General features: G+C 71.2%; 10 protein-coding genes. All 10 read left to right on the top strand.

The window, feature by feature from the left end:
- Positions 1-32 precede the first annotated feature (32 nt).
- Entirely contained in the window at positions 33-392 is a 360-nt protein-coding gene (locus JEQ17_RS30830; protein WP_200398190.1) for a hypothetical protein, read from the top strand.
- Between the two features lie 142 nt (positions 393-534).
- Positions 535-2,646, top strand: coding sequence for a restriction endonuclease (locus JEQ17_RS30835; protein WP_200398191.1), 2,112 nt, complete (start codon positions 535-537; stop codon positions 2,644-2,646).
- A 128-nt stretch (positions 2,647-2,774) separates the two neighbouring features.
- Positions 2,775-3,308 (top strand): GNAT family N-acetyltransferase, encoded by a 534-nt coding sequence (locus JEQ17_RS30840; protein WP_200398192.1) that lies wholly within the window; start codon positions 2,775-2,777, stop codon positions 3,306-3,308.
- A gap of 126 nt (positions 3,309-3,434) precedes the next feature.
- Positions 3,435-4,706, top strand: a complete 1,272-nt coding sequence (locus JEQ17_RS30845; protein WP_234048440.1) for a hypothetical protein — start codon at positions 3,435-3,437, stop codon at positions 4,704-4,706.
- Between the two features lie 135 nt (positions 4,707-4,841).
- Positions 4,842-5,651, top strand: coding sequence for a TIGR03936 family radical SAM-associated protein (locus JEQ17_RS30850; protein WP_200398193.1), 810 nt, complete (start codon positions 4,842-4,844; stop codon positions 5,649-5,651).
- A gap of 249 nt (positions 5,652-5,900) precedes the next feature.
- Positions 5,901-10,070: an Rne/Rng family ribonuclease gene (locus tag JEQ17_RS30855; RefSeq protein ID WP_200398194.1), complete on the top strand. Its 4,170-nt coding sequence runs from the start codon at positions 5,901-5,903 to the stop codon at positions 10,068-10,070.
- Between the two features lie 280 nt (positions 10,071-10,350).
- Positions 10,351-11,703: a phospholipase D-like domain-containing protein gene (locus JEQ17_RS30860; RefSeq protein WP_200398195.1), complete on the top strand. Its 1,353-nt coding sequence runs from the start codon at positions 10,351-10,353 to the stop codon at positions 11,701-11,703.
- A gap of 209 nt (positions 11,704-11,912) precedes the next feature.
- The gene (rplU, locus tag JEQ17_RS30865; protein WP_006374708.1) at positions 11,913-12,233 is read left to right on the top strand and encodes a 50S ribosomal protein L21; all 321 of its coding nucleotides are present in this window, start codon (positions 11,913-11,915) and stop codon (positions 12,231-12,233) included.
- 14 nt (positions 12,234-12,247) lie between these two features.
- Complete coding sequence (rpmA, locus tag JEQ17_RS30870; RefSeq protein ID WP_006374707.1) at positions 12,248-12,502, top strand: 50S ribosomal protein L27; 255 nt, start codon at positions 12,248-12,250, stop codon at positions 12,500-12,502.
- Positions 12,503-12,650: 148 nt separating this feature from the next.
- Positions 12,651-14,087, top strand: coding sequence for a GTPase ObgE (gene obgE / locus JEQ17_RS30875; RefSeq protein WP_200398196.1), 1,437 nt, complete (start codon positions 12,651-12,653; stop codon positions 14,085-14,087).
- The last annotated feature ends 8 nt before the right edge of the window (positions 14,088-14,095 follow it).

The raw sequence follows: 14,095 nt of genomic DNA on the forward strand, positions 1-14,095 counted from the left end.
GTCTGTGGGGCTGCGTCGGAGCTCTGGCCGCGGTGGTCGTCGTCATTGTCGTCGTGGTTGTGCTGGTGATCGTGCTGGCGGGTTCGATCGAGAACCCCGGGAATCCCGAGAATCCGCCGTCGGCCGATGTGAGGGTCACGTCCTGTGCCGTCGATGCGGCAACGCGGCTGCCCTCGGCCGGACTTGAGATCCACAACCACAGCTCGAAGACCTCGACGTACGGCGTCACTGTCGAGTTCAGGGCCCCGGACGGGACGCGTGTGTCCGAGGGCGCGGCCCTGTCCCTGACCGTCGCGTCCGGTCAGAAGGTGACGACCACGGCTGCCGGCAAGGACCAGGTCACGCAGAAAGTGACGTGCAAGGTGACGAAGGTGAACCGGATCGCGGGCTGAGCCGCCCCGCACGCACTCCGTGCGCCTCCGCGAAGTGGGGGAGAGGTGCGCGATCGCAGACTAGAGTCGTCTGGTTACGGTCAGTTGTGGGGTCGGGGTTCGGTGGCAGGGCCTCGGAGTTGTGGGGGAGGGCCTGTAGAGCATGAGTCGTCGCTCGAATGGGTTGGTCGGGATCTGGGCCGAGGTCCAGCGGCAGCAGCAGCGCCAGGTGGAGGAACGGGCGCGGCAGCAGCGGGAGTTCGACAGGCAACAGCGGTACCAGCAGAGGGAGTTGGCACGCAGTCGGCGTGAGCATCAGGCCGCGTACCGGCAGCAGCGGGAGGCCGACGCGAGGCGGCGTACCGAGGAGTTGGACGCGCGGGTCGAGTCCTTGCGGGGGTTGCTGGCCGCCGGGTGCCGGGCGCCGGCATTCGGGACCGCGCAGCTCGCCCGCGCCGAGCAGGTGGAGCCCTTCGCGCCCGGGCCGCTGGCGTATCCGCGGCCGATGCCCGATCCGAATCAGTATCAGGCGCAGGGCGGTTGGGGGCTCGGTGCGGGCCGGCGGGCCCAGGCACAGGCCGAGGCGCGCGCCCGGTTCGAGCGCGACTGGCAGGCAGCACAGGCCGCGGAGGGGCAGCGCCTGCAGCAACTGGCCGCCTACCAGCGGCAGTACGAGCAGTGGGCCGACAGCCGGCTGAGCGAAATCCGTCAACACAACGCCGGTGTCGCCGAGATGGCCGCCGGGCTCCGCGACGGTGACCCCGAGGCCGTGGTGGAGTACTTCTCCGCGGCCCTCTACGCCTCCTCCGCCTGGCCCGAGGACCTGCCGCGCCAGGTGACGGCCGCGTACGACTCGCCCGCGCGACAACTGGTGCTCAACTGGGAGCTGCCCGGGTACGACGTCGTACCCGAGGTGAAGCTCGTGCGGTACATGCCCGGCGCCGATCAGGACAAGGAGGCGCCCCGGCCCGCTTCCCAGCGCCGCGCGCTGTACCGGGACGTGCTCGCGCAGTGCGTCCTCCTCGTCCTGCACGATCTCTTCGCGGCGGACGAGTTCGGGGCACTGGAGTCGGTGGCGCTCAACGGGTTCGTCGACGATCACGACCCGGCGACGGGCAGGCAGGCGCGGATCTTCCTGGCCACGGTCATGGCGCCCCGCTCCGTCTTCACGGGACTCCGTCTGGAGCAGGTCAGCGCCGTCGACTGCCTGGTGGACGGCTTACGGGGACAGCTGTCGGCACGGCCCGACCAGCGTGCGGTCGTACGGCCCGGCCGGCGGCCCGAGGACGTCGGCAACGGCGTCGTCACCCACGGGGGCGACGAGGAGCCGGATCTGTACGAGATGGACCCGATCGCCTTCGAGTCGCTGGTCGCGGAGCTGTTCCGGGCCATGGGCATGCAGGCAGTTACGACCCAGCGGTCGAACGACGGCGGCGTGGACGTCGACGCGCTGGACCCGACGCCGATCCGGGGCGGCAAGATCGTCGTGCAGGTGAAGCGCTATCGCAACACCGTGCCGCCGACCGCCGTCCGCGACCTGTTCGGCACGGTCCAGGACGCGGGCGCCAACAAGGGCGTCCTCGTCACCACCTCCGGCTTCGGCCCCGGTTCGCACACCTTCGCCAACGGCAAACCCCTGGAACTCGTCGCGGGCAACGAACTCGTCGACCTCCTGCACCGGCACGGGCTGCGCGGGCGCCTCGGAAACTCCGGCGGCCCGATTCCCGCCCAGCGCACACCGGAAGGACGCACACCGGAAGGACGCACACCGGACGCCGACGACGGGACGGACGACCACAACAGGCTCGGCATGTTCTGGACCGGCCAGGTCGCCCTGGACGTCTGCGCGCTCGTCTGCCACGGCAACCGGGTGCTGAGCGACGAGCACTTCGTCTTCTTCAACAACCCCCGGACACCGGACGGTACGGTCCGCGCGCTCACCGCCGCCGCACCGGACAAGGCGGCGATCCGGGTGTCCTTCGACGCGCTGCCCGAGCGGGCCGACCGGCTCGTCCTCGTCGCCGCCGTCGACCCCGAGATCAATCCCGAGGCGGATCTCTCCGGCTTCACCGAGGCGGGCATCCGGCTGTCGGACGCCTCGGGAACCGAGCTGGGCCGCCTCGACGTGTCCGACGGCCGGGCCGACGAGACCGCGTTGGTCCTGGGCTCCTTCCGCCGACGAGCGGGCGGCGACTGGGACTTCGTACTCGGCGGCAAGGGATATCGGGGCGGTCTGGAGGAACTGATCCGGGAGTACGGGATCGACGTGGACTAGCGTCCTCGCCGCGCCGGGCGAAGGCACCGGGCGAGTCCGTCAGGCGAGGCTCCGGTCCACGCCGGTCCACGACGGCCCCCGGTGGAAAAGCCGTGGCCCGGCCTCGCCCCGCGGACCACAATGAGGCGATGCCGCAGCTCATCAGCCCCGACCCCCGGTTCCGGCTCTCCTTCCTCGACGCCGTCCGCGAAGACGTGGCCGAGGGGGAGTACTTCGGCGACACCCTCAAGCGGGAGCTCGCCGTGCACGGCGACGACTGGCAGGAGCCGGACGGCTTCGCGCGCTATGTCGCGGCCGTCCGTGAGGAGGAGTTGGAGGAGGGTCGGCGGCCCGAGGGCTTCGTACCGGGCAGCTGGTTCTGGTACGTGGACGGGGACGACTATCTGGGCCGGATCCAGATACGGCACCGGCTCACCCCGCAGCTGCGCGACTTCGGCGGTCACATCGGCTACGGCGTACGGCCGACGGCGCGCAGGAAGGGGTACGCGACGGCCATGCTCCGGGACGTCCTGCCGCACGCGCGTGATCTCGGGCTCGACCGGGTCCTCGTCACCTGCGACACCACCAACATCGGCTCCCGCAAGGTGATCGAGGCCAATGGTGGAGAGTTCGAGGACGAACGGGGCGGAAAGCTGCGGTTCTGGATCCGTACGGGCCATTGATGCGTCCTCGTTGATATGGACCTGGAGAAGTCGCCGCAGCCCGCGCCGCGTGAGTCGCCTGTGCCGCGTGGGACGCCCGCGCAGCCCGAGTCGCCTGTGGCGCCCGTGGCGTCCGGTGCGCAAGGCGTGCCCGCGCGGCGGGAGGACACCGCTCCCGAGGGCTGCCTCGCCGTCGCGATCCGTATTCCGGTGCGGATCGTGGTGCTGGTGCTGGTCGTGCCCGTACGGATGGTGTGGGACGCGTTGGTCGTCGGCGGGCGTTTCCTCAAGGACACGCTGTTCCGGCCCCTGGGGCGGGCGGTCATGTGGGTGTTCGCACCTGTGGGGCGGGCCCTCGGGTGGCTGGTGGAGGGGACCGCGACCGTCGTCGCGTGGCTGCTGACCGGCCTCGGGAACGCCCTGGTCTGGCTGGGCAAGCTGCTGTTCGTCTGGCCGTGGGTGGCGCTCTGGCGGTACGTGGCCGTGCCGCTGGGCCGCGCCCTGGCCTGGCTCGGGAACGTGCTGCTCGTCGTCCCCGCCGTCTGGCTGTACGAGCGAGTGCTGACGCCCGTCGGACACGGAGTGGTGTGGGCGCTGCGGGGGATCGGGGCCGGGTGCGCCTGGCTGTGGCGGGTGTCGGTCGTCGCTCCCTCCCGCTGGTTGTACCGGGCGCTGCTCGCACCGACCGGGCGGGGTTTCGCCTGGGCCGCGCTGGGGCTGTGGGGCGCCATCACATGGGTCGGCCGCGGTGTGTGGGCGGGCGTGACATGGGCTTCCCTGGGCCTCTGGGCGGGTGTCGTATGGGTCGCGCGTGGTGTGTGGTCCGGTGTCGTATGGGTCTCCCGTGGTCTGTGGGCCGGCGTGACATGGATCGGCGGAGGGCTGTGGGCCGCCATGACATGGCTGGGGCGTGGGATCTGGACGGGCGTGACCTGGATCGCCATGGTCGTCGGGACGCTCCTGCGGTGGATCTTCGTCGTGCCCGCGGTCGCCCTGTGGCGCTGGGTGCTCGCACCCGTCGGGCGGGGCATCGCCGTCGTCGCGCGGGAGATCGGCGAAGCCCTGGGACACGCGTGGCGCGTCGCCGGGTACATCTCCCTCGCCGTCGGACGCTTCCTCGGGCGACTCTTCCGGTGGATCTTCGTGGAGCCGGTGCGATGGGCGTACAAGAGTGTGCTCACCCCCGTCGGACATCTCGTACGGGACGCCGTCTGGCGGCCCGCCGCGGAGGCCGCCCGGAGCGTGGGCCGTACCACCCGGCAGGCCCTGGCGAGCGCCCGTGAGACGGCACGGCAGACCCGGGCCGACATCCGGCGCATGGTGTTCGGGGCGCCGCGCGAACCTGAGCCGGTCGCCCTGGCCAAGCCCCGGAGCGAGCCCGAGCCGGTGCGCCTGGCCAAGCCCGGCGGTGGCCTGTAGTCCGGGCCGGACCGCTCCCGGGGGGAACCTGCGGGCGCCGAGACACGTACTCTAGGTAGCAGTACGACCGCACTCACGAAGGACTGAACGACACTGGGCAAGCGACAGCCCGAAGGCCCGCCGCCCGCACCCGCGGTGCAGCGCATCCGACTGCGTTACACCAAGCGCGGCCGCCTCCGGTTCACCAGCCACCGCGACTTCCAGCGTGCTTTCGAGCGTGCGCTGCGCCGCGCCGAGGTGCCCATGGCGTACTCGGCGGGGTTCACCCCACACCCGAAGGTGTCGTACGCCAATGCCGCACCCACCGGCACGGGCAGTGAGGCCGAGTACCTGGAGATCGCGCTCACCGACGCGCGCGACCCCGAGAAGCTGCGCCTGCTCCTCGACGAGTCGATGCCTGTCGGGCTCGACATCATCGACGCCGTGGAGGCCCGTACGTCGGGTCTCGCCGACCGGCTCACCGCGTCCGTATGGGAGCTGCGCCTCGACGGCGTGACCCCCGAGGACGCGGAGCGCGCGGTCGACGCCTTCACGTCGGCCGAGGCGGTCGAGGTCCAGCGCAAGACGAAGAACGGCATGCGCACCTTCGACGCCCGCGGCGCGGTCGCGAGCCTGGAGGCGCACACAGCACAATCAGAGGCACACACGGCACAGCCCGGGACGCACAGTCCACAGGCTGATAGGCCGAGCGACCAGGCCTGTGCGATACTGCGGCTGGTTGTTCGGCACGTGACGCCTGCCGTTCGACCTGACGACGTCCTGTCCGGTCTCCGAGCTGTGGCCGACCTGGCGCCGCCGGTCCCCGCAGCGGTGACCAGGCTGGCGCAGGGGCTTTTCGATGAAGAGACCGGCACGGTGACCGACCCGCTCGCGCCCGACCGCGAGGCAGTGGCTGCCGCCCCACCCACGGCCGCGACCGCTGCCGCCGCGAAGGCGCCGGCGTAAGGAAGGTCCCGCGTAAGGACGAACGTCGAAGCGCCGCCCTCGTATCCGGGAGCCACCTGGGTCGGGCAGCGCACCGACCAGAAGACTTTCGCCAGGCCGTACGCACACATGGCGTACGGAACCGGCGAGACAGGACACAGAGAGCTCCCGTGCGGCGCCCGCGCCCCGGACGGCGGCACCGCGCATCGCGCGAGCCGCGGACGTCACCGGATCCGCGGCGCCCGGGAGCCTGACGGGAGATCCACCCGCATGCTCGAACCGACCGAACCCGCTGAGCCCTCCAACGGCTCCGAGAACAGCACTCCCAGCGACACCCTGCCGCCGCGCAGGCGTCGTCGCGCCGCGTCCCGCCCCGCGGGACCGCCCTCCGGGAACCCCGAGGGCGAGAGCGTGGCCGGGACCACCGCGCCGGCCATACCGGCCGTGAGCTCCACCGATCTCGTGACGGAGGAGCCGGAGGAGACCGAAGAGGCGGCTGTGGCCGCTGAAGCGGTGACCGCCGAGAAGGCTGTCACTGAGACGTCTGTCACCGACGAGCCGGCGGCCGAGGCTGCCCCAGCGCCGCGTACGCGCCGTCGGGCCACCCGTCGTGCGTCCGCCCCCGCCGGTGCGCCGCAGGCCGCCGAGACGGCGCAGGCCGCTGGGGCCGGAGCGCCCGGCGCGACCGCCGTGACCGAAGAGGCCGTCGTCGCCGCTCCGGCCGTACAGGCGGAGCCCGAGGCGCCCGTCGCCGAGCCCGTGGCCGAGGAGCCCGCAGCCGAGGCTGCTCCGGCGCCCCGTACACGCCGTCGCGCCACGCGCCGCGCCACCGCACCCGCCGGTGCGCCCACCGAGACCGAGGCCGCCGAGGTCGTAGTGACCGCTGGGGCCGAAGAGGCCGCCGTGGCCTCGACCCCTGCCACGACCACCGCCCCGGCCGAAGCCGAAGCCGAAGCCGAAGAGGCGCCGGCCGTCGAGGCCGAGGACGCCGCACCCAAGGGCCGTACGCGCCGCCGGGCCACCCGTCGGGCCACCGCGCCCACCGGCGCGCCGCAGGCCGAGGCCGAGGTGCCCGTGACGGCGCCCGCCGAGGCCCCCGCCGAGCCCGCCCGCCGCGCCACCCCGCCCGAGGCGGAGCGCGCCGAGACCCCCACCGCGACCGAGCCCGTCGAGGCCGATGTCCGCGACGAGCGCAGGGAGGCCCCCGTGGCCGCTGCCAAGAACGACCGGGCCCCCGAGGCCGACACCACCACCGACGTCGAGGACGGCGCCCCGCGCCGCGCCCGCCGCCGTGCCACGCGCAAGGCCGCCGGAGGCTTCGCCGCGCCCGCGCCCGACAAGAGCGCGGAGACCGAGAAGGACTCCTCGCGGCGCCCCGCGCGTCCCGCGGTCGCCGTGTTCCAGGCGCCCGTGTTCACCGAGCCGATGTTCCAGACGCCGGAGCGCGCCGCGGCCGCCGCCGCTGCCGAGGCCGCCGACGAGCCCGAGGACGTCGTGGAGCCGGTCCAGGAGGCCGCCCCCGTCGCCGAGGAGGAGACCGGCGGATCGCGCAGGCGCCGCCGCAGGAAGGCCGAGGAGCCCGCCGCCCCCGTGGCGGAGGCCCCCGAGCCCGAGGAGGAGCCCGTCGACGAGGAGTCCGCTGAGGACACCGCCGACGACTCCGCCGAGGGTGACGACGGCGAGGAGACCGGTTCGCGCCGTCGGCGCCGTCGTGGCGGCCGTCGCCGCCGCCGGGGCGAGTCCGCCGAGGCGGACGGCGACTCGGCCGACGGTGACGACTACACCGCCGAGCAGTCCGAACAGGCTGCCCAGGACGCCGAGGACACCGCCGAGCAGACGGAAGAGGACGCCGAGGACGAGCGCGAGGAGTCGGGCGGCTCCAGCAGCAGCCGTCGCCGTCGTCGCCGCCGTCGTCGCGCCGGTGACTCGTCCGGCGAGGCCGAGTCGGGCGACAGCGACCCCGAGCGCACGGTCGTCAAGGTCCGTGAGCCGCGCAGCAAGAAGGAAGAGCGGGCCGACGCCTCGGACGAGGTGCAGTCCATCAAGGGCTCGACCCGTCTGGAGGCCAAGAAGCAGCGCCGCCGCGAGGGGCGCGAGCAGGGCCGCCGCCGTGTTCCGATCATCACCGAGGCCGAGTTCCTGGCCCGCCGTGAGGCCGTCGAGCGCGTGATGGTCGTCCGCCAGAGCGGCGAGCGCACCCAGATCGGCGTCCTTGAGGACAACGTGCTCGTCGAGCACTACGTCAACAAGGAGCAGTCGACCTCGTACGTCGGCAACGTCTACCTGGGCAAGGTCCAGAACGTGCTGCCGTCGATGGAGGCCGCCTTCATCGACATCGGCAAGGGCCGCAACGCCGTGCTGTACGCCGGTGAGGTCAACTTCGAGGCGCTGGGCATGGCCAACGGCCCCCGCCGCATCGAGAGCGCGCTGAAGTCCGGCCAGTCGGTCCTCGTGCAGGTCACCAAGGACCCGATCGGCCACAAGGGCGCCCGCCTCACCAGCCAGGTCTCCCTCCCCGGCCGCTACCTGGTCTACGTGCCCGAGGGCTCGATGACCGGCATCAGCCGCAAGCTGCCCGACACCGAGCGCGCGCGTCTGAAGACCATCCTCAAGAAGATCGTCCCCGAGGACGCGGGCGTCATCGTGCGCACCGCCGCCGAGGGCGCGAGCGAGGACGAGCTGCGCCGTGACGTCGAGCGGCTCCAGGCGCAGTGGGAGGACATCCAGAAGAAGGCGAAGGGCGGCAACGCGCCGACGCTGCTCTACGGCGAGCCGGACATGACCGTCCGCGTCGTCCGCGACATCTTCAACGAGGACTTCACCAAGGTCATCGTGAGCGGCGACGAGGCGTGGGAGACCATCCACGGGTACGTGGCCCATGTCGCGCCCGACCTGGCCGACCGCCTGTCGAGGTGGACCTCCGAGGTCGACGTCTTCGCGACGTACCGGATCGACGAGCAGCTCGCCAAGGCGCTGGACCGCAAGGTCTGGCTGCCGAGCGGCGGTTCGCTGGTCATCGACAAGACCGAAGCGATGATCGTCATCGACGTCAACACCGGCAAGTTCACCGGTCAGGGCGGCAACCTCGAAGAGACGGTCACCAGGAACAACCTGGAGGCGGCCGAGGAGATCGTGCGCCAGCTGCGGCTGCGCGACCTCGGCGGCATCGTCGTCATCGACTTCATCGACATGGTCCTGGAGTCCAACCGCGATCTGGTGCTGCGCCGCCTCCTGGAGTGCCTGGGACGCGACCGTACGAAGCACCAGGTCGCCGAGGTGACCTCGCTGGGCCTCGTCCAGATGACCCGTAAGCGGGTCGGCCAGGGCCTGCTGGAGTCGTTCTCCGAGACCTGCGTCCACTGCAACGGCCGTGGCGTGATCGTGCACATGGAGCAGCCCACCTCCGCCGGAGGCGGCGGCAAGCGCAAGAAGCGCGGCCGTGGCGGCGCCGACCAGACCCACGACCACGAGCACACGCACGAGACGGAGACGGCCGAGCCCGAGGAGACGGAAGCCGAGGTCGTCGCGGAGGCCGCCGAGCCGGTCGCGCTGCCCGAGCCCGAGTTCGTACCGGACGAGGACCTCTACAGCAGCGCCGCCGAGGCGGAGGCCGCGGCCACGCGTGGCCGTTCGCGGCGTCGTGCCGGTCGGCGCGCGTCGGCCCCGGCGGGTGCGCCGAGGTCCGAGAGCCGTCGCTCCGAGCGCCGCTCGGAGGCTCCTACGGCCCAGTCCGTGACGTCGGAGGACGAGGTCGGGCGTCCCGTGCAGCCGGAGCAGGCCGCCACCGCGCAGGCCGAGCCCGCCGCTGCCGAGGACCCGGTGGTCGAGGCCCCGGCGGCCGCGGCCCCCGCCGTCGAGGACGCCGCGCCCAAGGGGCGTACGCGCCGTCGGGCGACCCGCAAGGCCACCGCGCCCGCCGGTTCGCCCAAGGCCGCGGAGGAGACCGTGGTGACCGTCACCGAGCCGGTCGCCGCACCCGTCGAGTCCAAGGCGGAGCCGGTCGCCGAGCCCGAGCCGCAGCCGGAGCCCGCCACGGACAGCGCCGCCCCGCCGCGGGCGCGCCGCCGTGCGGTCCGTAAGGCCACCGCTCCGACCGCGCCCGCGGAGACGGCCGTCGTGGTCGTCCCCTCGGCCTCGGCGGAGGCTCCCGCGGAAGCCCGGACGGAGGCCGCCGAGGCCCCTGCCGACGCCCCTGCGGAGGCGTCCGGCGACGGAGAGGCCCCAGCCAAGAAGACGGCCCGCAAGACGGTCAAGAAGGCGACCGCCAAGAAGGCCGCGGCGAAGAAGACGACGACGGCCAAGAAGACGGCCGCCAAGAAGACCGTGGCCAAGAAGACGGCGAAGACCGCCAAGACGGCCGCGAAGTCGACGTCGAAGAAGACCGCGGCGGCGGAGCAGCAGACTCCGTCCACCGTCACGGCCTCCACCGACGAGGGCTGAGCACCCGCGCAATCGAAGACGCCCCCTGGCCTGCGGTCGGACCGCAGGCCAGGGGGCGTCTTCGATTGCGCGGACGACGCTCCGTCAGGGGAAGCGAACTGCCGTGATTTCCGCCCGGTTTGGGAGCTCCTGACATGCTTTCAGGAGCATCACGGTCATCACAATTACCCCCCGCCTCTTGGAAGGCGATCATCTACCTGTAAAACTCATGCAGTCATAGGCGTGAACACACGGGTGCGCGTTGGGGAGACGCTCACACGTGTCAGGGGAGGGGATTGGAATGGCGCGCGTGCGCCTGAAGGGCACTGGGCGACACCGTGCCGTAAAGCCGGTCAAGGGCGGGCGCCAGGCCGTCGCACTGGCGACGGTGCTGTCCGCGGCGGGTGGACAGGCCGTCATGTCGGCGGGTACCGCGCAGGCCGTGGACAACCCGGCGTGGACCGAGGGGCCGATCTTCAACGACCCGCTCGGTACGGCCGACGAGCAGACCGCGATCCGTACGAGGCTCATCGAGCTGACGAACGCCGCGCTGCCCGGCTCCACCATCAAGGTCGCGGTCTACCACGTCTGGGAGGCCTCGGTCGTCAACGCGCTCGTGGCGGCGAAGAACCGCGGCGTAGACGTCCAGGTGCTGCTCGACGAGTCCAGCATCAGCGACCGCCCCACCAACACCGCGTACGGCACGCTGGCCTCGGGGCTCGGCACGGACCGTACGCAGGGTTCGTACGTCGCGACCTGCCCGGAGAACAAGTCGTGCCTCGGCGACCCGAAGTTCGGGCAGTCGATCATGCACAACAAGTTCTGGCTGTTCTCGGCGGTCAAGGGCGCCACGAACGTGGTCGTCGAGACCACCTCGAACTCCACGCCGTCGGCGCACACCAAGTTCTTCAACGACGCGCTGCTGCTGCCGAACAACCCGACGATGTACGACGCCTACGCGGACTACTTCGACACGATGGTCGCGCAGGACTGGGAGTCCTGGAACTACCGCACGGTGAGCAACGGCCTCTACAAGGCGTACTTCTTCCCGCGGGCCGGCAACACCCGGGCCACCGACACGGTGTACTCGATCCTCAACAACGTGACCTGCAAGTACAAGGACACCGCGGGGGTCACGCAGTCGACCAAGGTCCGGGTGGCGATCTTCAAGATCACGCGGCTGGCCATCGCGGAGAAGCTGGTCTCGCTGAAGAAGGCGGGCTGCTCCGTGAGCATCGTCTACGCCGAGTCGGACAGCGCCAAGAGCAGCGGCGGCACCGCGGGCACGTGGGAGAAGATGCACACCACCGGCGGCCCGACCGTGCGCTGCTACAACGACGACCGGGACCCGCTGAACCCCGGCCAGAAGCTGTCGACGCCGTACATCATCCACTCCAAGTACATCCTCATCGACGGCATGTACGACGGCGTGAAGAACAAGGTCAGCTTCACCGGCTCCGGCAACTACACGGGCCCGGCGCTGCGCGAGAACGACGAGTCGATCGTGAAGGTCGACGACGACGCCGTGCACGACATGTACAAGGTCCACTTCGACCGGGTGACCAAGGCGGCCTACCCGGGCACCGCGGACACCACGGACCTGTGCAAGGGCGTGAAGCCGCTGCCCGACGACGGTGAGAAGCCGACCACGTAGGTCCAGGTCAGGTCCTGGCAAGGAGCCGCCCCCGACCCGGTTTGACCCCCAGGTCGGGGCCCCGTAACCTTGACCCTCGGTGTGTTCACTGACGCACCGCATTCCCGTAAACCTCTTCCTCCCGGTGGCTCGCGCCCCGGGAGAGGCCGCCTGCTTTCCTCGGCGGCTGGACTGCGGGGATTCCGATTTCGAGCGAGAGAGAGATCCGCGTGTACGCCATCGTGCGCAGCGGTGGTCGCCAGCACAAGGTTGCTGTCGGCGACATCGTTGAGGTTGACAAGATTTCCACTGCCAAGGTTGGCGACACGGTCGAGCTCTCGACCCTGCTCGTTGTCGACGGCGACGCCGTGACGAGCGACCCGTGGGTCCTCGCCGGCATCAAGGTCCAGGCCGAGATCGTGGATCACCACAAGGGTGTGAAGATCGACATCCTTCGCTACAAGAACAAGACCGGCTACCGCCGTCGTCAGGGCCACCGCCAGCAGTACACGGCGATCAAGGTCACTGAGATCCCCGCGGCTGCGAAGTAAGGGACTGAGGAGAGATGGCACACAAGAAGGGCGCATCGTCCACCCGGAACGGTCGCGACTCCAATGCTCAGCGGCTCGGCGTGAAGCGCTTCGGCGGTCAGGTCGTCAACGCCGGTGAGATCCTGGTCCGCCAGCGCGGCACCCACTTCCACCCCGGCGCCAGCGTCGGCCGCGGCAAGGACGACACGCTGTTCGCCCTCGCCGCCGGTGCGGTGGAGTTCGGTACTCACCGTGGCCGCAAGGTCGTGAACATCGTTCCGGTCGCCTGACCGGATCTTTCGCGAGGCGGACCTCACTTCCCGTACGGGAAGCGGGTCCGCCTTTCGCGTGTTTTAACTGAGTAGTGATCACTGAGCGGCGAATGCCGCCGGGTGATCATCGATGAGAGATTTCCGTACGTAACTGGAGGCACATCCCATGACCACCTTCGTGGACCGCGTCGAGCTGCATGTCGCCGCGGGTAGCGGAGGTCACGGCTGTGCCTCCGTCCACCGTGAGAAGTTCAAGCCGCTCGGCGGCCCGGACGGCGGCAACGGCGGCCGTGGCGGTGACGTGATCCTGGTCGTCGACCAGTCCGTCACCACCCTCCTCGACTACCACCACTCCCCGCACCGCAAGGCCACCAGCGGCAAGCCCGGCGAGGGCGACAACCGCTCCGGCAAGGACGGCCAGGACCTGGTCCTGCCAGTGCCGGACGGCACGGTGATCCAGGACAAGGCGGGGAACGTACTCGCGGACCTGGTGGGCCAGGGCACGACCTACGTCGCCGCACAGGGCGGCCGGGGCGGCCTCGGCAACGCGGCGCTGGCCTCGGCCCGCCGCAAGGCGCCCGGCTTCGCGCTGCTCGGCGTGCCCGGTGACCTCCGGGACATCGTCCTGGAGCTGAAGACCGTCGCGGACGTCGCGCTCGTCGGCTACCCGAGCGCGGGCAAGTCCTCGCTGATCTCGGTCCTGTCGGCCGCCAAGCCGAAGATCGCGGACTACCCGTTCACGACCCTCGTCCCCAACCTCGGTGTGGTGACGGCGGGTTCGACCGTCTACACGATCGCGGACGTGCCGGGACTGATCCCCGGGGCGAGCCAGGGCAAGGGCCTCGGCCTGGAGTTCCTGCGCCATGTGGAGCGCTGCGAGGTGCTCGTCCACGTCCTCGACACGGCGACCCTGGAGTCCGACCGCGACCCGGTCTCCGACCTCGACATCATCGAGGAGGAGCTGAAGCAGTACGGCGGCCTCGGCAACCGGCCGCGTCTCGTCGTCCTCAACAAGATCGACGTAACGGACGGCAAGGACCTGGCCGAGATGGTCCGGCCGGACCTGGAGGCGCGCGGCTACCAGGTCTTCGAAGTCTCGGCGGTGGCCCACACGGGCCTCAAGGAACTCTCCTTCGCCCTCGCCGGCATGGTCGCGACGGCCCGTGCGGCGAAGCCCGAGGAGGAGGCCACCCGTATCGTCATCCGCCCGAAGGCGGTCGACGACGCCGGCTTCACGGTGGTCCAGGAAGAGGACGGGCTCTACCGCGTACGGGGCGAGAAGCCCGAGCGCTGGGTCCGTCAGACCGACTTCAGCAACGACGAGGCCGTCGGGTACCTCGCCGACCGGCTCAACCGCCTCGGTGTGGAGGACGCGCTGATGAAGGCGGGGGCCCGGCACGGTGACGGCGTCGCCATCGGGCCCGAGGACAACGCGGTCGTCTTCGACTGGGAGCCGACGGTCATGGCGGGGGCCGAGATGCTCGGTCGCCGTGGCGAGGACCACCGGTTCGAGGCGCCTCGGCCCGCCGTTACCCGGCGGCGCGAGAAGCAGGCGGAGCGGGACGAGGCGGACCAGGAGTTCGACGACTTCGACCCGTTCTAGAGACGGCA

The organism is Streptomyces liliifuscus (assembly GCF_016598615.1).
Taxonomy (GTDB): Bacteria; Actinomycetota; Actinomycetes; order Streptomycetales; family Streptomycetaceae; genus Streptomyces; species Streptomyces liliifuscus.